The sequence below is a fragment of the Comamonas sp. JUb58 genome, from assembly GCF_004364775.1.
In the GTDB taxonomy this organism is placed as follows: Bacteria; Pseudomonadota; Gammaproteobacteria; order Burkholderiales; family Burkholderiaceae_C; genus Comamonas.
The window spans coordinates 104,476-123,550 of the sequence record NZ_SOAL01000018.1 but is presented as its reverse complement, the minus strand read 5'-3'; the positions used below and the strand labels follow the sequence as shown (position 1 = coordinate 123,550).

The following is a 19,075-nucleotide window of genomic DNA, read 5'->3' as shown; positions in this document are numbered from 1 at the left end:
TCAAGCTCAAACTAAAAGGCCTGAGCCCGGTGGAGTACCGAACTCAGGCCTTGAGCCGCTAACATTCAACTGTCCAACTTCTTGGGGTCAGTTCATTGCGCAGGCCTTTGTTTTTGCGAAGGGGTTGAAAGCCTTACTTCCAGAGCTTACAGGTGCTTTCGGCCTTGGTCGTCCAGACCTCGTCGGGGCTGAGCGTCTTGAGCACCTTGAAATAATCCCAGGCGCCTTTGGACTCGGCCGGGCTCTTCACCTGCATCAGGTACATCTCATGCGCATAGCGGCCATCGGGGCGCACAACGCCCTTGGCGTAGAAGTCCGACAGCGGCTCGGCTTTCAGCGCGGCCACCACCTTGTCCGAGTCGGTGGACTTGATGCGGTCCGCCGTCTTCAGGTAGGTCATCATCGCCGAGTAATCGGCCGCCTGCAGCGAGGTCGGCATCTTCTTGAACTTCTCGAAGAAGCGATCGGAGAACTTGCGGCTTTCGGGGTTCAGATCCCAATGCCAGCTGTCGGTGAACATCAGGCCTTCGGTCTGCTTGAGCCCCAGGCTGTGGATGTCCGAGCTGAACAGCAGCAGGCCGGCCAGCTTCACGGTCTTTGTCACGCCAAACTCACGCGCAGCCTTGATGGTGTTGATGGTGTCGCCACCCGCATTGGCCATGGCCAGAATCTGGGCCTTGGAGTTCTGCGCCTGCAGCAGGAAGGACGAGAAATCCGAGGCATTGATCGGGTGCCGCACAGCGCCCATCACGCGGCCGCCTGCGGCCTTGATCACCTTGGTGGTATCGGCCTCCAGCGCATGGCCAAAGGCATAGTCGGCGGTCAGAAAGAACCAGTCCTTGTCGCCCAGGCCCACAATCGCGCCGCCGGTGCCCTTGGCCAGGGCCACGGTGTCATAGGCGTAATGCACGGTGTAGGGGCTGCACTGGTCATTGGTCAGGGCCGATGTGCCCGAGCCATTCACGATGATGAGGCGCTTTTTCTCCTCGGCCACCTTGGCCATTGCCAGGCCGGTGCTGGAGGTGGTGCCGCCCACCAGCATCTGCATATCACGCTGGTCAAACCATTCGCGCGCCTTGGAGGCGGCCAGGTCGGCCTTGTTCTGGTGGTCGGCCACCATCAGCTCCACCGGTTTGCCCAGCAGCTTGCCGCCAAAGTCGTCAATCGCCATCTGCAAGGCCAGGGCGCCGCCCTTGCCGTCGACATCGGCATAGACGCTGGACATGTCGGTGATGAAGCCTATCCGGACCTTGTCTTGCGCCAGCGCGCCCTGGGCAAACAGGGCCAGCACGCAGCCGGCGGCAGCGGCCGCAACCGCTCGTCGCCGGTGCGGCAGCGCAGAACGCAAAGAGGGCATTGCAGGAACTTGCATCGGAAGGTCTCCTTGTTCAAATGGACAGGCGTACAGCGCGACGGCCAGGTGCGGCGCACCCGTGGGCTGCTGCGCTCCGATGGTTGCAGGCCGCCTGGCGCGCGCCTACTGGGGTAAGCACCAGCGCGCGGCAAAAAACGCGGCTGCATGCCTGGCATGAACCGGCTATACTGCTCGCAGCTCCGGGGTGTGCGAAAGCGCTGAGATGCCAAAGGCAGTTGCAAGACTGCTGAGTAGTGAACCCGACGAACTTGATCCGGTTCATGCCGGCGGAAGAAGAGCGGGACCCCTGAAAGCACAGCGGTGGAAGGCAGGCAGCGTTGCATGGCACGCGCTTGCGGCCACCTGCCACGCACACCCCAGGCGCCTCGCGCACTGGGGTTTTGTCTTTTTGGGGACGGCACCTGTCAGCGCGCAACAGGTGCCGCCATGGCCAGCCAACAGCGGCCTTGGCACCACGCACAGCACGGCCAGGCCGGGGTGCCGTGAATGGGCGTGTTGCGGCCAGGCAGCCATGCCTGGCGTGTTGCAACAGAGCAGGGCCGGCACGTCTCGGAGCGTTCGATGAAATCAACCGCTTTGAGGAGACTGCCATGAACGCCCCTGAGTCCCTGTTCATCCCCGCCACCGGTGATGCCCCCGATGCCGCCCGCTTTAGCGAACTGCTGGCCCAATCGCGCCTGCCTTTTCCCGCGTCGACCAAGTCCTATCTGGCCGGTGCCATCCACCCGCAGCTGCAGGTGCCGGTGCGCGATATTGCGCTGACCAATGGCGAGCAGGTCAGCGTCTACGACACCTCCGGCCCCTATACCGACCCGGCCGTGGCCATCGATGTGCGCCAGGGCCTGCCCGCGCTGCGTGCCGAATGGATCGCCGCGCGCGGCGACAGCCAATACTATGTGGGGCGCCAGCGTGTGGCGCTCGATGACGGCGGCAAGCGCGGCGAAGAAGACCTGCGCGTGGCCCAGCTGCGTGCCGAGGCCGCTGCCCTGCAGCGCCAGCCGCGCCGCGCCAAGAGCGGCGCCAATGTGACCCAGATGCACTATGCGCGCAAGGGCATCATCACCCCCGAGATGGAATACGTGGCCCTGCGCGAGAACGGCCGCCGCGAATGGATGGCCGAGTACCAGCGCGATGCCGCGCGCGAGGCCCGCCTGGCCGGCAACAGCCTGGGCGCAGCCATCCCCAAGATCATCACGCCCGAGTTTGTGCGCGACGAGGTGGCACGGGGCCGGGCCATCATCCCAGCCAATATCAACCATCCCGAGATCGAGCCGATGGCCATTGGCCGCAACTTCAAGGTCAAGATCAATGCCAACATCGGCAACTCGGCGGTGACCTCGAGCATTGAGGAAGAGGTCGAAAAGCTGGTCTGGGCCATCCGCTGGGGTGCCGACAATGTGATGGACCTGTCCACCGGCAAGAACATCCACACCACGCGCGACTGGATCGTGCGCAACTCGCCAGTGCCGATTGGCACTGTGCCGATTTACCAGGCGCTGGAGAAGGTGGGCGGCATTGCCGAGGACCTGAGCTGGGAGATCTTCCGCGACACCCTGGTGGAGCAGGCCGAGCAGGGCGTGGACTATTTCACCATCCACGCGGGCGTTCGCCTGGCCTATATCCACCTGACGGCCCAGCGCCGCACCGGCATCGTCTCGCGCGGCGGCTCCATCATGGCCAAGTGGTGCATGGCCCACCACCGCGAGAGCTTCCTCTACGAGCATTTCGAAGACATCTGCGACATCATGAAGCAGTACGACGTGAGCTTCTCGCTGGGCGATGGCCTGCGCCCGGGCTGCGCCTCGGACGCCAACGACGAAGCCCAGTTTGCCGAGCTGGCCACCCTGGGCGAGCTGACCCAGCTGGCCTGGAAGCACGATGTGCAGACCATGATCGAAGGCCCGGGCCATGTGCCCATGCACATGATCCAGGCGAACATGACCGAGCAGCTCAAGCACTGCCACGAGGCACCGTTCTACACCCTGGGCCCGCTGACCATCGACATTGCGCCGGGCTACGACCATATCGCCAGCGCCATCGGTGCGGCGATGATTGGCTGGTTTGGCACCGCCATGCTCTGCTACGTGACCCCCAAGGAGCACCTGGGCCTGCCCGACCGCGATGACGTCAAGCAGGGCATCATTGCCTACAAGATTGCCGCGCATGCGGCCGATGTGGCCAAGGGCCACCCCGGGGCCCGGGCACGTGACGATGCATTGAGCCAGGCGCGTTTCGATTTCCGCTGGGAGGACCAGTTCAACCTGGGCCTGGACCCGGATACGGCCCGCGCCTTCCATGACGAAACCCTGCCCAAGGACAGTGCCAAGGTGGCGCATTTCTGCTCCATGTGCGGGCCCAAGTTCTGCTCGATGAAGATCACGCAGGAGGTGCGGGAGTTCGCCAAGAACCAGGGCGTGGCCGAAGAGCAGGGCATTGCGGTGGGCATGCAGGCCAAGGCGGCGGAGTTCAACCGCGCCGGCGGGGATTTCTACATCCCCATCGCCAGCGACACGACGGCGCGCTAAGGGCGATGAGGGCTCTGAGCGCTTGGAGCTGCCATGTGGCCACCACCCGGTGGCCGCATTGGCGCCTCGGTGTCAGCTGCATTTGCTGCGCTGCACTAAACTGCGGGCTGCAATGTGCCAGCCCCTTTCAACGCCAGAAAGCCCTTTGCCATGAACGTCACGCAAGCCATGAAAGAGCGCCGCTCCGTGCGCGCCTTTTTGCCCAAAGCCCCCTCTGCCCACGAGGTGCACAGCCTGATTGCCGACGCGGCACAGGCGGCATCGGGCGGCAACCTGCAGCCCTGGCGGGTGGTGGCGCTGGCGGGCCATGCGCTGCATGAGCTGACCGACGCGATTGCGGACGCGCAGCCGCTGCCCGAAGGCGGCAACAACTACACCTACCCGCCCAATCTCTGGGAGCCGTATCGCACGCGCCGCTTCAAGAATGGCGAGGACCTGTACAAGACCATCGACATTCCGCGCGAGGACAAGGCCGCGCGCCTGGAGCAGCTGGCCAAGAACGGCCGCTTCTTTGGCGCCCCGGTGGGCCTGCTGGTGTTTGCCGATGAGCGCATGGGTTATGCGCAATGGGTGGACCTGGGCATTTATCTGCAGTCCCTCATGCTGCTGGCCACCGAGCGCGGCCTGGCGACCTGTGCCCAGGGCTACTGGCGCCGCTATGGCGATACGGTGGAGCGGGTGCTCAAGGCGCCAGAGCCGTACAAGGTGGCCTACGGCATCGCGCTGGGCTATGAAGACCTCAGCGCGCCCATCAACGGCCTGCGTGCCGACCGCGCCCCCTTTGGCGACTGGGCGCAGATGCGCGGGTTTGACTAACGGCGATTAGCCGGGGGCGTCAGACCGCGATATAGCGGTCCTTGCGGTGGTTCATCGCCACGATCAGGTTCAGGATCACCGCCCCGGCAATCGACCAGGCGACCGACACGGCCGGCACCAGCCACAGCGCAAAGGCCACGATGAGGCAGTCCAGCCCCATCTGCACCTTGCCGGCCGACCAGCCACGGCGCTCCTGCAGGTAGAGCACCAGAATGCCAAAGCCGCCCAGGCTGACCCGGTGGCGGAACAGAATCAAAAAGCCCGTGCCCAGCAGCACACCGCCCAAGATGCCGGCCAGCGGCTGGGACACATAGGAGATGGACAGCAGCGCCGGCAGCAGCTCGGTGAGCCAGGAGGTGGCGACCACCGCGATAAAGGTCTTGACCACAAAGGCGCGGCCCATGCGCTTGGCTGCCAGCCAGTAGAAGGGCAGGTTCAGGCAGAAGAACAGCAGGCCCAGATCGGTGCCGGTGGCGTAGTGCCCCAGCAGCGCAATACCGGCAATGCCGCCGGTCAGCAGCCCCGCGCTTTTGTAGAGCACCAGGGCGGTGGAGATCAGCAAAATGCCGACGGCCATCGCGATGCCATCCTCCAGCCAGGAATGGCCGGAGGAGCCGGTCTTGAGCGCCCAGCGGAATTTGTCGGAGGTCAGTTGGGTCACGCGCGCAAAGCCTGCGCTGGCGGAGAGGCGGTATCGGGTCATGGCAAGAGGGCAAGCAAGAGTCCTGCCAGCTTGGGCGCAATGCTTGCGCCCCCTTGGCTCAGACCCGCGCAAAGGGCGAGATAGCCCTGAAATATAGGGCTTACCCTTATCCCTCAAACCCTGCCGAGGATTGGCGTAGCCCGGCAGCGGGCTGCTATCCCCGGCTCAGTGGCTTACTTCCAGATCGGGCACTGGGCTTCTTGCTTGCTGGCAAACAGTGTGTCGCCCGGCAGTGCCTTGATCAGCTTGAACGAGTCATGCTTGCCCTTGGACTCTTCTGGCGTCTTGACCTGCAGCAGGTACATGTCGTGCACATAGCGGCCATTGGGCTCGATCTTGCCCTTGCCAAACATGTCGTTCAGCGGCATCGACTTGAGGGTCTGCATCACCTTGTCGGCGTCCAGGCTCTGCGCCTTTTCCACGGCCTTGAAATAGCTCATCGCCGAGGAGTAGTCGGAAGCCTGCAAGGAGGTGGGCATCTTCTTGGTGCGGGCGTAGTAGCGGTCGGTCCAGGCGCGGGCCTCGGGCGAGCGGTCCCAGTACCAGCTGTCGGTGAACATCAGGCCGCCGGCGAGCTTGAGGCCCAGGCTTTCGACCTCGTTGGCGAACACCATCAGAGCGACCGGCTTCATCTTGGGCGTGATGCCAAACTCACGCGCGGCCTTCAGCGAGTTCATGAAGTCGCCACCGGCATTGGCCAGGCCCAGGATCTCGGCCTTGCTGGCCTGCACCTGCACCAGGTAGGACGAAAAATCATTCGCATGGAAGGGCGCACGCACCGATTTGACGATCTGGCCGCCCTGGGCCTGCACCACCTGGGTCACATCGGCCTCCAGGGTGTGGCCAAAGGTGTAGTCGGCAACCAGCAGCGCCCAGGTCTTGGCGCCTTGTTCGGACACCGCCCGGCCCGTGCCGCGCGCAATCGCCGTGGTGTCGCTGTTGTAGTGCACCCAGTAAGGCGAGCACTGGCTGCCCGTCAGGTTGGAGGAGTAGGCGCCGTTGATCAGCAGCACGCGCTTTTTCTCATTGGCCACCTGGCCCATGGCCAGCGCCGTCGCGGTGTTGGTGCCGGCAATCAGCAGCTGCACATCCTGGGTGTCGACCCATTCGCGCGACTTGGTCGAGGCAATATCGGCCTTGTTCTGGTGGTCGGCCGACAGCAGCTCGATCGGGCGGCCCAGCAGCTTGCCGCCAAAGTCCTCGATGGCCATCTGGATGGCGGTCACGCCGCCCTTGCCGTCGCCGTCCGAATACTGGCTGGACATATCGGTCAGAAAACCCAGGCGCACCGGCGCGGGTGCCTGGGCATGGGCCGCGCCGGCGATAGTGCTGCACGCCAGCGCGCAGGCGCTGAGTGCATGGGCGCGGCGGCGCAGGGACGAAGCTTGGGACATGGTGACTCCTTTGTTATAGGTAGCTATGGTTGTGCAGAGTCCATGCTAAGAGCAGATGCCCGATGGCGACAGGGTAGAAGCCTTGGCAGCGCGCTGCGCTTGTCACCCACGTTACCGAGCACTTGGGATAAAGGAATACTTGCTAAGTTTATAAATTCAAATAAATGCTCAATAACGCATAGGAATTTTTGTCCAGAGGGCAGCTGCTGTAACTGTGGGTCTGTCAAATCTTATTCATCAGCATGTCACCCACCGTTGCAACACTCCCGCCTTTCTTTTGGGACCCCTATGCGACGTTTACCTCTTGTGGCCGCTATGGCCTCTTTGCTCATCCTCACGACACAAACCACGGTAGCGGCAGATCTGTCGGTGCAGACGCCGGCTAGCCAGGCGCTGGAGGCCAAGCTGGCCAAGGCCGATCCCCAGGGCGAGATCTATATCAACCAAGTCTTCGATAACAAGAGCACCACCACCCTACCTGGTGGATGGCGCAAGCCGACCTCGAACAAGGGAACGGCCTACATCGATGCCAGCACCGGCAACCTGCTGATCGATGGCCGCATTAACAACAACGAGATGACGGCAGTCCTCCTGCCCGTGGAGTTGGAGAAGCTCTCCAATTACCGGGTGGATGTGGAGTTCGGCCTGGAGGATGCAAAGAATACGAGTCGCTGGGGCAGCGTGATGTACCGCACCTCTTCATCCCAGACGGCCCCAGCACACGAGCCTTACTACCAGTTCGCGATCCGCCAAGTTGCCACCGAACCCAATGGCACCGAGTTCGCGCTGCGCAAGGGTGGCTGGTCGGTGCTCGCGAAGAAGGCCTTCACTGAAGTCATCAGTCCCAGTAAGACCTACAGCGCTAGCGTGGTGGTCCATGGCAACCGCGTGCGCCAGTACCTGAACGGTGATTTGCAGCAAGACACGCTGCTGTCTTCCGACATGGCAAAGGGCGGTATCGGTATGCAGACCGCCGGCCTGGTCATGCGCGTCAAAAGCATCAAGGTGACCGAGCAGCTCACGCCGTTGCCCGAGTTCGATATGCCGGTGGTGGTGCAGGACAGCGGCAGCCCGGCCGCGATGGCGCCCACACTGGTGCAGGCGGCAGAAGACCTGCAATCGCTGGCGGGCACCGGCGCCAGCAATGCGCTGTGGACGCTGGACAGCAGCCTCAATCTGCTGGACGCCAAAGGCAGCACGGAGGGCACGCTCGCCGCTTACTTTGCCCAGCCCAACCGCAATACCATTCCGCTGCTGCGCATCCAGGACGAAGCCACCTTGAACGCGCTGGTGACCTTCTCCGACCAGGTCCACAATCTCGCCGATCTGACCTTGCTGTCCAGCAATGTGGCGCTGCTCAAGCAGGCCCGTGTGGCGCTGCCCAAGCTGCGCACGGCGGTGGATTTCAGCGCGCGCAATCTGAGCACCTCCAAGGCCGATCTGCTGACCATCGTCGGGGACACCAACCGGGCGGGTGCCAAGATCGCCATCCTGCCCGAGAGCCTGACCGACCGCGCCTTTGTCGCCCATCTGCAGCGGCTGCTGATCACGGTGTGGAGCAATGTCGAGGCCGCTACCCCCGAGCAAGCAGCCAAGGTGCTGGTCAGCGGTGTCAACGGCGTGGTCTCGGCCAACAGCGCCGCCTATGCCGAGGTACTGCGCAAGCTGCCCGCCAACACCCTGCTGCGCAAGCCGCTGGTGATTGGCCACCGTGGCATGCCCAGCCGCGAGGACGAGAACACGCTGGAAAGCGCCAAGGCGGCAGTGACTGCAGGCGCCGATGCGGTCGAAAACGATATCTACATCACCACCGACGGCCATCTGGTCATCATGCATGACGACACGGTCAACCGCACCACCAATGGCACGGGCAATGTGGAAGATATGAGTCTGGAACAGGTCAAGGCCTTGGCCACCAAGACCAAGGGCTACAAAGTGCCCACGATGCGTGAGTACTTCCAGGCGTTCAAGGAGCAGCCCATCACCCATGTGATCGAGCTCAAGAGCAGCAACCCGCGCATCATTGCCCAGCTCAAGAAGGAAATGGCCGAAGAAGGTGTGGCGGACCAGTCGGTCGCGATCTCCTTCATTGCCGACCAGCTCAAGCGCAGCGGCGAGCAGATGCCCGAGCTGACTGGCGGCTTCCTCAACAGCATTGCCGACAGCACCGATGTGCTGGCCAGCGTGCGCAATGTGCTGGAGGCCACCCAGGCCAACTCCTCCACCTTCAACCCCAGCTACACAGCTATTCGCCAAAGCACGATGGAAGCGGCCAAGCACCGTGGCGTGACCTTCTGGCCCTGGACGGTGAACGACCCAGCCACCTTCTACAAGTACTACAGCTGGGGCACCAACGGCATCACCACCAACGATGCCTACCTGGCCAGCAACTTCCCGGTCGAGATCGCAGCCAAGCCGCAAGCGGCTGCGCTGGCCTTGAACGAACCGCTGAGCCTGGGTGTGACCCTGACCACCCAACTCCGCGCGCAAAGCGATGCCGTTGCCACCGAGCTGGTCTACCTGGGTGGCACCGCTACGGCCGCGCCCGATGGCAAAGGAGGCTTCAGCTTCAGCAGCGCGGGCACGGCCATCGTCATGCCCGGCTACCGCCACCAGATGGATGCCACCTACAGCTATGTGATCATGGGCCAACCGGTGACCCTGGTCGTGGGCGATGGCAGCGATCGCGTGGTGGGCACACCCAATGCGCCCGCAGCCGGTAATGTGAGCTGCAGCAGCGCAGTGCCTGGCCAGACCAGCACCTGTGCTGTGGTGCCGCAACCGGGCTACCAGCTGGTGGGCCTGGCAGCAGACAGCAGCTGCCCTGCTGGCCAGTGGAATGCCGATAAAACGGCCTACACCACCGGCACCATCTCCACGCAATGCCAAGTGCGTTTTGACTTTGAAGCCAAGCCCGCCAGCGCATCCTTGGCGCCTGTCGGCAAGGACGGCGAGATGCAAGCCACCGTGCGCGGCGGCGGTACCGGTCTCTGGGCCTTCGATGCCGCGCAAGCGGTGGCCGTGAGCCCTGCAGCGGCAGCGCCCAATGGCGTGAGCTTTCCCTTTGGCGTCGTCAGCCTGCAGCTGACCGGTGGCCAGCCAGGCCAGAGCGCCACGGTGGAGATGACCTATCCGCAGGCCTTGCCCGCCAACGCCAAGTACTACAAGTACGGCAAGACCGCCGACAACAACCAGGACCACTGGTATGTCTACCCCAACGCCAGCATCAGCGGCAACAAGCTCATCCTGACCCTGACCGACGGCCAGACCGGCGACGATGATCTGCAGGCCAATGGCGTCATCCGTGACCCGGGTGGCGTGGCCGTGCTGGCCGATGACCCCGGCACACCTGGCACCCCTGGCGCTACCGCCACCCCCGTGCCGACCTTGGGCCATGCAGCACTCGCGGTGCTGTCGGGCGGCATGGGCCTGCTGGCCTGGCGCCGCAAGCGCAAGGTGCTGGTTTGATCGTTAGTGTTTGATGGGTAGTTGACCGCCAGCGGTGCTTTGGGGTGCCCTGGCGGTTTTTTAAAACAGTCACGTTATTCAGCGGTTTTAAGCTTGATGGGCTTAGGTCGTTATGCTGTATTAACTACCTGGCGGTACAACATTAGAAACCACGCTCATTAGTGGTTGGTTTGGTGTATCTAAGTTGTTTGGAGAAATTCGGAAATCTAATTTGCATTTTTATAGGTTGCCAAACGGACGCTCTGGAACATGCGCTTATGGTCATTTATCAAGGAGCATAAGATATAAATGCTACGAATGAATATTGAAATTCCTCTTCTGTGAAGCCCAAGTATGTCTTCCGCTGTAGGGAGATTAAGACACTCCGCATCATTTCGCAGGAATAAAGTGCTATTCCGCCCGCGATTTGCTACGATTTAGAGTTTGCAAAGGAGGTGGAATGACTAAAAACCAATACCGCATGTTGGTCCTGAGTGGGATTGCTGTCGCCATTGTCGCGGGATTAGTAGATATCGTTTTTGGATTGATTCCCCGAGAGCTGTATATGCAGTTATATATGAGGGATTTAGATGCCGATCATGTCTTAATGCTGATTGCTTCAATAGTATTGCTGCCTATGTTTGTAGCTGGCTTGTATGGAACCCTTAGGTTTAGACGTTGGGCGCCAAAATTCAATATCATATTTGCAATACTCATTCTTCTATTTCTGGTTGCGGATGGAGCACCATGGGCGCAGTCAGGTGTTTCGAGGGCATTAGATTTTTTGGCTAGCTATATGCATGCGCTTGCGCTGATGCTGCCATTCCTTCACAGAGATGTGAAGCGGATGTTTTGGCCTACAGAAGACTGAATTCAGTTTATCCTTCCGCTCCTCTTAAAAGGCGGAACTTGGTTATCTCTGCTTGACACTCAGCTGATCAAAACGTCAGTTGTAAGAGGCGGGGCGCACGGCGTCATCAAGCAACCTGCCCAACCCCCCGCGCATCCGGCATGCGCGATGCCCAGGCAAACACCGCCATCCCCAGCAGCACCGTCACGGCCAGGCCCAGCGCCAGCAGCAGCCCGCTGTGGAAGAGCTGCGGTGCAACGAGGCCGGAGATGATGGTGAAGACCATCATCTGGCTAAAGCCCTGCAAGGAGGAGGCCAGGCCGCGCATCTGGGGGAACTGGCCCATGGCTTCCAGGGTCAGGATGGGCATCAGCTGCGAGATGCCAAAGGTGTAGAGCGTGATCGGCAGCACGGCCCAGGGGACGGTGGGTTGCTGGGTGAGGCTGTTGTAGAGCAGGTTGCAGGCGCAGGCGACCAGCAGGCAGGTGTAGCCGATGCGCTTTTGCACGGCGGGCGGAATGCGCCGGGCAAACACGCTGGAGATGGCCGAGCCCAGCATGGTGCCGGCGATCAGCGGAATGAACAGCCAGCCCAGCGCGGTTTCGTCCATGCCGAGGATGGTCATCACAAACTCGGCGGCCGAGCTGATGTAGATCGAGTTGGCGCCGGCCATCAGCGCCAGGCCGATGAGCATGGTGCGGAACTTGCGGTTGCGCAGCGCCTGCAGGTAGTTGCCGGCAATGATGCGCAGCTTCAGCGGCGTGCGGCGCTCGGGCGGCAGGGTTTCGGGCAGCTGGCGCCAGATCAGCAGTGCCAGCAAGGCGCCAAAGCCCGACAGGAAATAGAAGCTGTAGCGCCAGCCACCATGGCTTTGCAGCCAGCCACCCAGCACGGGCGCCAGCGCAGGGGCCAGGCCAAACACCATCATCACCAGCGCCATCATGCGCTGCGCCTCGGCACCTTGGTGCTGGTCTTGCACCATGGCGCGCACGATGACCATGCCCGAGCCGGCGCACAGGCCCTGCACCAGGCGCATCAGCACCAACGATTCAATCGAGCCGGCAAAGGCCGCTGCCAGCGAGGTGATGCAGTAGCCGATGGCCGAGACCATCAGCACCCGGCGGCGGCCAAAGGTGTCGCTGAGCGTGCCGTAGAACAGCATGGTGCTGGCCATCGCAAACACGTAGACGCTCAGGGTTTGCTGGACCGCAATGGGCGAGGCGCCAAACTCCTGCCCGATGGCATGGAAAGAGGGCAGGTAGGTATCGATGCCCAGCGGACCAATCATGGTGCACAGGGCAAACAGCAGGGTGAGCGTAACGGGTGACTTTTGCATGGGGCGCTGGGCGCGCTGCCCGGGCCGCGATCACCAAGCGCTGCTTGGCCCTGCGGGCCAATGGCTTGGATGGAGGAAGAAGCGGTTGGGGGCTAGGGCGCCGAAATGAAGAACCACCGCCCCTCACGATGGTGGCAGAGGCAAGGCGGCAATCAGGCATTTAACCAAAAAATGCCGCTGCCTGTGCCAGCGGCTGCCGCCGCCAAAAAGCCCCGGGACATTCGTGGCCTGGAATGCAAAGAGCGCGAAACTGTGTACACATTTCGCGCTCTGGGCGGGTATCGGCGGTGTGGAACGCTTAGCCTGCGCTGGGGCGTTCGGCGCCCTTGGGGCGAAATGCCTTGCAAACGGCTTCATCGGTCTGCAGATAGGGGCCGCCGATCAGATCCACGCAGTAGGGTACCGCGGCAAAGATGCCTGGCACCTGCTGCTTGCCTTCGGCGTCCTTCAGGCCTTCCAGGGTCTGGGCAATCGCCTTGGGCTGGCCGGGCAGGTTGATGACCAGGCTGTTGCCCCGGATGACGGCCACCTGGCGCGACAGAATCGCGGTGGGTACAAACTGCAGGCTGATCTGGCGCATTTGCTCGCCAAAGCCGGGCATGACCTTGTCAGCGATAGCCAGGGTCGCTTCGGGCGTCACATCGCGCGGCGCAGGGCCCGTGCCGCCGGTGGTCAGCACCAGCGCGCAGCCGGCTTCTACCAGCTCGACCAGGGTCTGGCTGATCAGCGCCTGATCGTCGGCAATCAAGCGCGTCTCGTACTGCAGCGGGTTGCGCAACGCGCGGCCCAGCCAGTCCTGCAGGGCAGGCAGGCCCTTGTCTTCGTAAACGCCGGTGCTGGCGCGGTCGCTGATGGAAACCAGGCCGATCTTGACGCTGTCGTAGCTGCTGCTCATCGCTTGCCCTGTTGCGCTGTCATCAGGCCTGGTCATCGTCGTCGTCGCCGTCTTCAGCGGCGCCCGTGCTGCTGCGGCTGGCGCTGTGGGCGGCCATCACATGGTCGCGCACCAGCTGGAACAGCTCGCGGTAGGCGCGGCCCTTGCGGGGTGCCTGGCCGGTGGATTCCTGCACATTGGCCTCATGGGCGCTGGGCATGTCCTTGCGGGCCTGGCGCACCAGGGAGCGCAGCTGCTGGATGTCGGTATCGGGGGCTTCGTTGATCCACTGGGCCACCGCGTCGTCGCTGACGATCATGCGGTCGCGCCACTGCTCGGCGGCATGCAGCAGGGCCTTTTCCAGGCTGGAGCCTTCCTTTTGCTCGGAGAGGGCGGCATTGATGGCCGCAACTTCGCTTTCTTCGAGCTTGCGCATCAGCTTGCCGATGTACTGCATCTGGCGGCGCTTGCCTTCAAAATTGGTGATGCGCTTGGCTTCGGCCAGCGCATTGCTCAGGATTTCAGGCAATTCCAGGCGCTTGAAGAGGTCGCTGCGCAAGGTCAGCAGTTCCTTGCCCAGGTCTTGCAGGTCGTCCATCTCCTTTTTCAGGTCGGACTTGCTCGACTCGGTCGTGCCTTTGAGCTCGGCCTTGAGTTCGATATCGAGCTCGCTGCCTTCGGCCACGAACTTGCCGCGAACGAAATAGCCTTTTTTGGGTTTGCGTGACATGGTTAAATGCTTTTGTTCAAAAGGCCATCGCCCGGCGCAGTGCCTGGGCGATGGCGGTTATCAGTATCATAGCGGGCAGTATGAATAAATCCGTATCCAGCTCCAACAGCCAAGGCGATGCCAAGGCTGAGTCCGGCTTCAGCTACAGCCGCGCTTTTTTCAAAGATCTTGTCGAGCAGGCGCTCTCGCATGCCAAAAAACTCGGTGCGACCGATGCCGGGGCCGACGCCTCCGAAGGCTCCGGTCTATCGGTGAGTGTGCGCAAAGGCGAGCTGGAGACTGTGGAGCGCAACCGGGACAAATCACTGGGAGTGACGGTCTACCTGGGCAAACGCCGTGGCAACGCCAGCACGTCCGACTTCTCTGCCGAAGCAGTGCAGCGCACCGTGCAGGCGGCCTATGACATTGCACGCTTCACAGCCGAGGACCCTATCGCAGGTCTGCCCGACGCAGCCGATATTGTGCCAGCAGCCGAGCACCGTGCGCTGGAGCTATTCCATCCTTGGGCCATTGACAGCGAAGCAGCGGCCCAATTGGCCCTGCAATGCGAGGCCGCAGCCTTTGCCACCGACAAGCGCATCACCAACAGCGAAGGCGCCGGTGTATCGGCCCAGCAAAGCCATTTCTACAGCGCCCACACCAACGGTTTTGCCGGCGGTTATGCCAGCTCGCGCCACAGCCTGTCGGTAGCGCCGATTGCCGGCAAGGGTGCTGACATGCAGCGCGACGCTTGGTACAGCAGCATGCGCCGTGCCGGCGACCTGGCTGATCCCGCCGTCGTAGGCCGCTACGCGGCCGAGCGCGCACTCTCGCGCCTGGGCGCCCGCAAGATTCCTACCACCGAATGCCCGGTGCTGTTCGACGCCCCGCTGGCCGCCGGCCTGGTGGGCTCGCTGGTGCAGGCCATCAGCGGTGGCGCGCTCTACCGCCGCAGCTCCTTCTTGCTGCATTCGCTGGGCAAAAAGGTGTTCCCCAAGCACATCCAGCTGGTCGAAGACCCGTTCATCATCGGCGGCAAGGGCAGCGCGCCTTATGACGACGAAGGTGTGCGCGTGGCCAAGCGCTCGGTGATCGAGGACGGCAAGGTGGCCGGCTATTTCCTGTCCACCTATTCGGCCCGCAAGCTGAGCATGCGCACCACCGGCAATGCCGGCGGCGCCCACAACCTGCATTTCTACTCGACCAAGGCCCGCCCTTCGGACGACCTCAACGCCATGCTGCAAAAGCTGGGCACGGGCCTGTTTGTGATCGAGCTGATGGGCCAGGGCGTTAACCCGGTCACCGGCGATTACTCGCGCGGCGCCAGTGGTTTCTGGGTGGAGAACGGCCAGATCGCCTTCCCGGTCGAAGAAATCACCATTGCCGGCAACCTCAAGGACATGTTCAAGGGCATCGAGGCCGTGGGTGCCGATGAGTACAACGCCGGCTCCAAGACCCTGGGCAGCATCCTGATCAACCGCATGAAGGTGGCAGGGTCCTGATCCCGCGCCGCTGAATAGCGTCCAGCCCGCTCAGAGCCATCCAATCCAGGGGCGGCGGGCGGGTTTTATTTTTTTGAGTGAGCAGCTGGCCACGACGGGGCCAGCGCTGTAAGGAGTGGGCTGTGTTTACCGGCATTATTCAGGCAGTGGCGCGCATCAGCGCGATCGACGACCAACCGGGGCTGCGGAGCTTTACCGTGGCCTTTCCCGATGGCTTTTGCGAAGACCTGGCGATAGGGGCCAGCGTGTCGCACGACGGCGTATGCCTGACGGTGACCGAGCTGCTCGACCCCAGCCATGCGCGCTTTGATGTGATGCAGCAAAGCCTGAACATCACCACCCTGGGCGCGCTGGAGCTGGGATCGCCGGTGAATGTGGAGCGCGCGGCCAAGGATGGCGCCGAGATTGGCGGCCACCCGCTGTCGGGCCATGTGGACTTTACCGGCACCTTGGCGCAGGTGCGCCAGTTCGACAACAACCACGTGATGCGCGTAGCGGTGCCCGAGGCGTTTCGCCGCTATGTGTTTGCCAAGGGCTATATCGCCATCAATGGCGCCAGCCTGACCGTTGCCGAGGTCAACCGCCAGGAAGGCTGGTTCGAGGTCTGGCTGATCCCCGAGACCCTGCGCATGACCGTGTTTGGCGACAAGCGCGCCGGCGACCGCCTGAACATCGAGATCGAGCGCAGCACCCAGGTGGTGGTGGACACCGTACGCGAAGCGGTGGACGAGAGCCTGGGCAAGCTCAAGCCCCTGCTCGAATCGCTGCTGCGTGAAAAGGGCTTGAGCCTGGAAGACCTGGTCACACCTCCGCAGTTGCCCAAGGCTTGATGCCTAAGGCCTACATCAACGAGTGGCCACAATAAAGATCCGGGGGAAGGGCAGCAGCACCGTGCCGCTGGGCAGTGCCGGGTAGGCCCGGCGGATGGCGGCCAGGTAGTCGGCCAGGTACTGCGTCTTCTCCTGCGCATCGAGCTGCGCCAAGAACGGGCGCAGCGCCGAGCCCTTGAACCATTCCACCACCGCCTCGTGGTTGGCCAGCGGGTGCATATAGGTGGTGCGCCAGGCATCGACCCGGCTGCACAGCGGCTGCAGCAGCGCGTAGTACCAGTCCAGGTTATGCCGATCGGGGTGGCGCACCGCGCCGATGCACGAGGCCCAGGGGCCTTGCGCGGCCACCTCGCGTGCCAGCACATGGGCGGGCTCTTGCAGATTATCGGGCGTCTGCACCGCCAGGCTGCCACCAGCGCGCAGTTGCTGCAGCAGCTGTGGGTAGAGACGGGCATGGTCGGGCAGCCACTGCAGGCTGGCATTGGCCAGAATCACATCCACGGCCGGCGCTGCCTGCCAGTTGCCAATATCGGCCAGCGCAAACGGCGTCTGCGGCAGGCGCTCGCGTGCAGCGCGCAGCATGTCTTCGTCATTGTCCAGTCCCGTCACCGCCGCATCGGGGTAGCGCGCCTGCAGCACTTCGGTGGAGTTGCCGGGGCCACAGCCCAGGTCAATGGCGGTCTGCACTTCGGTGTTCGGTATGGCGGCTACCAGATCACGCACGGGGCGGGTGCGTTCGGCTTCAAACTGGCTGTACTGCTGGGCGGACCAGGTCATGGGGTTCTCCTTATGCCTTGCCGGGCACTGTAGTGCGCTTTACCCATGCTGACAAATACGCTATAAAAACCACAACCATACTTTTGAGGTATTGCTTGATGGAGTTGAGACAGCTGCGGGCCTTGGTCTGCATTGCCGAGTGTGGCAACCTGACCCGCGCGGCCGAGCAGCTGGGCATGCAGCAGCCACCGCTGACGCGCCTGTTGCAGCAGCTCGAGGCCGAGATGGGCACGCCCTTGATGGAGCGGTTGCCCCGGGGCATGCGGCCCACCGCCGCAGGTCTGGCGCTGGTGCAGGAGGCGCGCGTGGTGCTGGCCCGGGTGGAGGCCATGGCTGGCCTGGTGCAGGATGCGGCCCAGGGCGGGCGCGGCCATGTGGCCATTGGCTTTACCAGCTCGGCAGCGCTGCACCCCTTGGTGGCACAGGTGCTGCGGGCCTTTAGAGCGCAGTGGCCGCGCGTGAAGGTCACGTTGGAAGAGGCGGGCTCGGGCGAACTGCTCGAGGCCCTGCTGGCGCAGCGCCTGCATGCGGCGCTGGTGCGCTCGGCTTGGGAGGCGCAGCCCAGCCTCAGCAGCCGGCATTTGCTGAGCGAACCCATGGTGGTGGCCGGGCCCCTGGGGCATGCACTGATGCAGTCGCGCCGCCCCTTGCCGCTGGCGCAGCTGCGGGGCCAACCGCTGGTGCTGTACCGGCGGCCGGCGGGCCCGGGCCTGCACGATGGCATTGTGGCGGCCTGCGTGGGTGCGGGCTTTCATCCGCAGGTGGTGCAAGAAGCCCCGCGCCTGACTGCCACCCTGAGCCTGGTGGCTGCCGGCCTGGGCCTGAGCATTGTGCCGGCCTCGCTGCAGCACCTGCGCAGCGATGGGCTGGCCTACCGGCGGCTGAGCGGTGCGCCCGGCCTGGTGGCGCCGCTGATCCTCGTCAGCCAGCGCCGCCCCGAGGCCCAGGCCCGCGTGCTGCTCCAGCACCTGGGCGGCATTCTGGACCAACAACTGGCCCAGCAGCGGGCACGCAAGGGAGGCGCCTGACATGCAAAAACGCATCATGCCGTCGATGATGGCCCTGCAGTGCTTTGAGGCTGTGGCGCGCCACATGAGCTTTACCCTGGCGGCCCAGGATTTGTTTCTAACCCAGAGCGCCATCAGCAAGCAGATTGCGCAGCTGGAAGCCACCGTCTGCCAGCCGCTGTTCCACCGCTCGGCGCGCGGGCTGTCGCTCACCCCGGCCGGGCGCATGTACCTGGGCGAAGTGCGCAGCATCCTGAACCAGGTCGATGCCTCGGCCCGCTATGTGATGGGCTATGGCGAGGCGGATGAAACCCTGACGATTGCCGTGCAGCCCACCTTTGGCATCACCTGGCTGATTCCGCGCCTGCGCCAGTTCATGCAGGCCTACCCGCATATCCAGGTCGTCACCAAGGGCGATGCCCGGCCTTTTGACCTGATGCAGTCGCGCATCGACATCTCGCTGTTCTATGGCGAAGGGGGCCTGCCGGGCGCGGACTGCCACCGCCTGTTCGAGGCCGATGTGGCGGTGGTTTGTGCGCCTGAGATCCTGCCCGCCCATGGCTTGGCATCGCTGGCCGAGCTGGAGCAGTTGCCCCTGGTCCAGTGCTCCTTTCGGCCCGAGATCTGGCGCGACTGGTTTGCCTGCCAGGGCTTTGTGCCGGTCGATGCCTACCGGGGCCCGCGTTTTGATACCTTCTCGATGTGCCTGCAGGCCGCGCAAGAGGGCATTGGCTTGGGCGTCATGCCGCGTATGTTTGCCGAGCAGGCGCTGGCCCGGGGGACGCTGGTGCAGCCCTGGCCCTTTGTGCAGCCCAGCGACGGCGCCTACTACGTGGCCCATGCCAGCCACTGTGCGGCCTTGCCCAAGATCCGCCATTTTGTTGATTGGGTGCTGGCGCAGGCCCATGCCAGCCCGCCATCCCCATGAAA

Annotated in this window: 15 protein-coding genes and 1 riboswitch; of the genes, 8 read left to right on the top strand and 7 right to left on the bottom strand. The window is 63.3% G+C overall.

The annotated features are described in order from the left end of the window. Positions 1–133: 133 nt before the first annotated feature. On the bottom strand, positions 134–1,357 hold the full coding sequence (locus EDF71_RS18950; RefSeq protein WP_133858118.1) for an ABC transporter substrate-binding protein: 1,224 nt from the start codon (positions 1,355–1,357) through the stop codon (positions 134–136). 188 nt (positions 1,358–1,545) lie between these two features. After that, a riboswitch (TPP riboswitch) is annotated at positions 1,546–1,667 on the top strand. 298 nt (positions 1,668–1,965) lie between these two features. On the opposite strand from EDF71_RS18950, the gene thiC reads away from it, so the two are divergent. Further along, a complete protein-coding gene (gene thiC, locus EDF71_RS18945; RefSeq protein WP_133858109.1) occupies positions 1,966–3,900 on the top strand; it encodes a phosphomethylpyrimidine synthase ThiC in 1,935 nt (644 codons plus the stop codon). 150 nt (positions 3,901–4,050) lie between these two features. Further along, positions 4,051–4,716, top strand: coding sequence for a nitroreductase (locus EDF71_RS18940; RefSeq protein WP_133858108.1), 666 nt, complete (start codon positions 4,051–4,053; stop codon positions 4,714–4,716). 19 nt (positions 4,717–4,735) lie between these two features. Here the strand turns inward: EDF71_RS18940 and EDF71_RS18935 are convergent, their stop codons facing one another. Beyond that, complete coding sequence (locus tag EDF71_RS18935; protein ID WP_133858107.1) at positions 4,736–5,419, bottom strand: YitT family protein; 684 nt, start codon at positions 5,417–5,419, stop codon at positions 4,736–4,738. A gap of 173 nt (positions 5,420–5,592) precedes the next feature. After that, entirely contained in the window at positions 5,593–6,813 is a 1,221-nt protein-coding gene (locus tag EDF71_RS18930) for an ABC transporter substrate-binding protein (protein WP_133858106.1), read from the bottom strand. Between the two features lie 315 nt (positions 6,814–7,128). On the opposite strand from EDF71_RS18930, the gene EDF71_RS18925 reads away from it, so the two are divergent. Together EDF71_RS18925 and EDF71_RS18920 are read left to right on the top strand one after the other, a co-directional pair. Continuing rightward, positions 7,129–10,281, top strand: a complete 3,153-nt coding sequence (locus tag EDF71_RS18925; protein ID WP_166656585.1) for an IPTL-CTERM sorting domain-containing protein — start codon at positions 7,129–7,131, stop codon at positions 10,279–10,281. Positions 10,282–10,720: 439 nt separating this feature from the next. After that, positions 10,721–11,131, top strand: coding sequence for a hypothetical protein (locus EDF71_RS18920; protein WP_133858105.1), 411 nt, complete (start codon positions 10,721–10,723; stop codon positions 11,129–11,131). Between the two features lie 106 nt (positions 11,132–11,237). Here the strand turns inward: EDF71_RS18920 and EDF71_RS18915 are convergent, their stop codons facing one another. The 3 genes from EDF71_RS18915 to yjgA form a co-directional block, all read right to left on the bottom strand. Then, entirely contained in the window at positions 11,238–12,446 is a 1,209-nt protein-coding gene (locus tag EDF71_RS18915) for a multidrug effflux MFS transporter (RefSeq protein WP_133858104.1), read from the bottom strand. A 298-nt stretch (positions 12,447–12,744) separates the two neighbouring features. Next, the gene (mog, locus tag EDF71_RS18910; protein ID WP_133858103.1) at positions 12,745–13,341 is read right to left on the bottom strand and encodes a molybdopterin adenylyltransferase; all 597 of its coding nucleotides are present in this window, start codon (positions 13,339–13,341) and stop codon (positions 12,745–12,747) included. A 22-nt stretch (positions 13,342–13,363) separates the two neighbouring features. Next, positions 13,364–14,050: a ribosome biogenesis factor YjgA gene (gene yjgA / locus EDF71_RS18905; protein WP_133858102.1), complete on the bottom strand. Its 687-nt coding sequence runs from the start codon at positions 14,048–14,050 to the stop codon at positions 13,364–13,366. Positions 14,051–14,130: 80 nt separating this feature from the next. Between yjgA and pmbA the strand changes: the two genes are divergently transcribed. Next, positions 14,131–15,531, top strand: coding sequence for a metalloprotease PmbA (pmbA, locus tag EDF71_RS18900; RefSeq protein ID WP_133858101.1), 1,401 nt, complete (start codon positions 14,131–14,133; stop codon positions 15,529–15,531). A gap of 122 nt (positions 15,532–15,653) precedes the next feature. Continuing rightward, complete coding sequence (locus EDF71_RS18895; RefSeq protein WP_133858100.1) at positions 15,654–16,361, top strand: riboflavin synthase subunit alpha; 708 nt, start codon at positions 15,654–15,656, stop codon at positions 16,359–16,361. A 15-nt stretch (positions 16,362–16,376) separates the two neighbouring features. On the opposite strand, the gene tam is transcribed toward EDF71_RS18895, so the two are convergent. Continuing rightward, positions 16,377–17,138 carry a trans-aconitate 2-methyltransferase gene (tam, locus tag EDF71_RS18890; protein WP_133858099.1) on the bottom strand — a complete coding sequence of 254 codons (762 nt, stop codon included), beginning with the start codon at positions 17,136–17,138 and terminating at the stop codon, positions 16,377–16,379. A gap of 98 nt (positions 17,139–17,236) precedes the next feature. Here tam and EDF71_RS18885 point away from each other — a divergent pair, with 98 nt between their 5' ends. Further along, positions 17,237–18,166: a LysR family transcriptional regulator gene (locus tag EDF71_RS18885; RefSeq protein ID WP_133858098.1), complete on the top strand. Its 930-nt coding sequence runs from the start codon at positions 17,237–17,239 to the stop codon at positions 18,164–18,166. 1 nt (position 18,167) lies between these two features. After that, positions 18,168–19,073: a LysR substrate-binding domain-containing protein gene (locus tag EDF71_RS18880; protein WP_133858097.1), complete on the top strand. Its 906-nt coding sequence runs from the start codon at positions 18,168–18,170 to the stop codon at positions 19,071–19,073. The last annotated feature ends 2 nt before the right edge of the window (positions 19,074–19,075 follow it).

What these genes read in the sequence shown, in the direction of transcription:
- EDF71_RS18950 (WP_133858118.1), bottom strand. Translation starts at nt 1,357, where the DNA reads ATGCCCTCTTTGCGTTCTGCGCTGCCGCACCGGCGACGAGCGGTTGCG.
- thiC (WP_133858109.1), top strand. Translation starts at nt 1,966, where the DNA reads ATGAACGCCCCTGAGTCCCTGTTCATCCCCGCCACCGGTGATGCCCCC.
- EDF71_RS18940 (WP_133858108.1), top strand. Translation starts at nt 4,051, where the DNA reads ATGAACGTCACGCAAGCCATGAAAGAGCGCCGCTCCGTGCGCGCCTTT.
- EDF71_RS18935 (WP_133858107.1), bottom strand. Translation starts at nt 5,419, where the DNA reads ATGACCCGATACCGCCTCTCCGCCAGCGCAGGCTTTGCGCGCGTGACC.
- EDF71_RS18930 (WP_133858106.1), bottom strand. Translation starts at nt 6,813, where the DNA reads ATGTCCCAAGCTTCGTCCCTGCGCCGCCGCGCCCATGCACTCAGCGCC.
- EDF71_RS18925 (WP_166656585.1), top strand. Translation starts at nt 7,129, where the DNA reads ATGGCCTCTTTGCTCATCCTCACGACACAAACCACGGTAGCGGCAGAT.
- EDF71_RS18920 (WP_133858105.1), top strand. Translation starts at nt 10,721, where the DNA reads ATGACTAAAAACCAATACCGCATGTTGGTCCTGAGTGGGATTGCTGTC.
- EDF71_RS18915 (WP_133858104.1), bottom strand. Translation starts at nt 12,446, where the DNA reads ATGCAAAAGTCACCCGTTACGCTCACCCTGCTGTTTGCCCTGTGCACC.
- mog (WP_133858103.1), bottom strand. Translation starts at nt 13,341, where the DNA reads ATGAGCAGCAGCTACGACAGCGTCAAGATCGGCCTGGTTTCCATCAGC.
- yjgA (WP_133858102.1), bottom strand. Translation starts at nt 14,050, where the DNA reads ATGTCACGCAAACCCAAAAAAGGCTATTTCGTTCGCGGCAAGTTCGTG.
- pmbA (WP_133858101.1), top strand. Translation starts at nt 14,131, where the DNA reads ATGAATAAATCCGTATCCAGCTCCAACAGCCAAGGCGATGCCAAGGCT.
- tam (WP_133858099.1), bottom strand. Translation starts at nt 17,138, where the DNA reads ATGACCTGGTCCGCCCAGCAGTACAGCCAGTTTGAAGCCGAACGCACC.
- EDF71_RS18885 (WP_133858098.1), top strand. Translation starts at nt 17,237, where the DNA reads ATGGAGTTGAGACAGCTGCGGGCCTTGGTCTGCATTGCCGAGTGTGGC.
- EDF71_RS18880 (WP_133858097.1), top strand. Translation starts at nt 18,168, where the DNA reads ATGCAAAAACGCATCATGCCGTCGATGATGGCCCTGCAGTGCTTTGAG.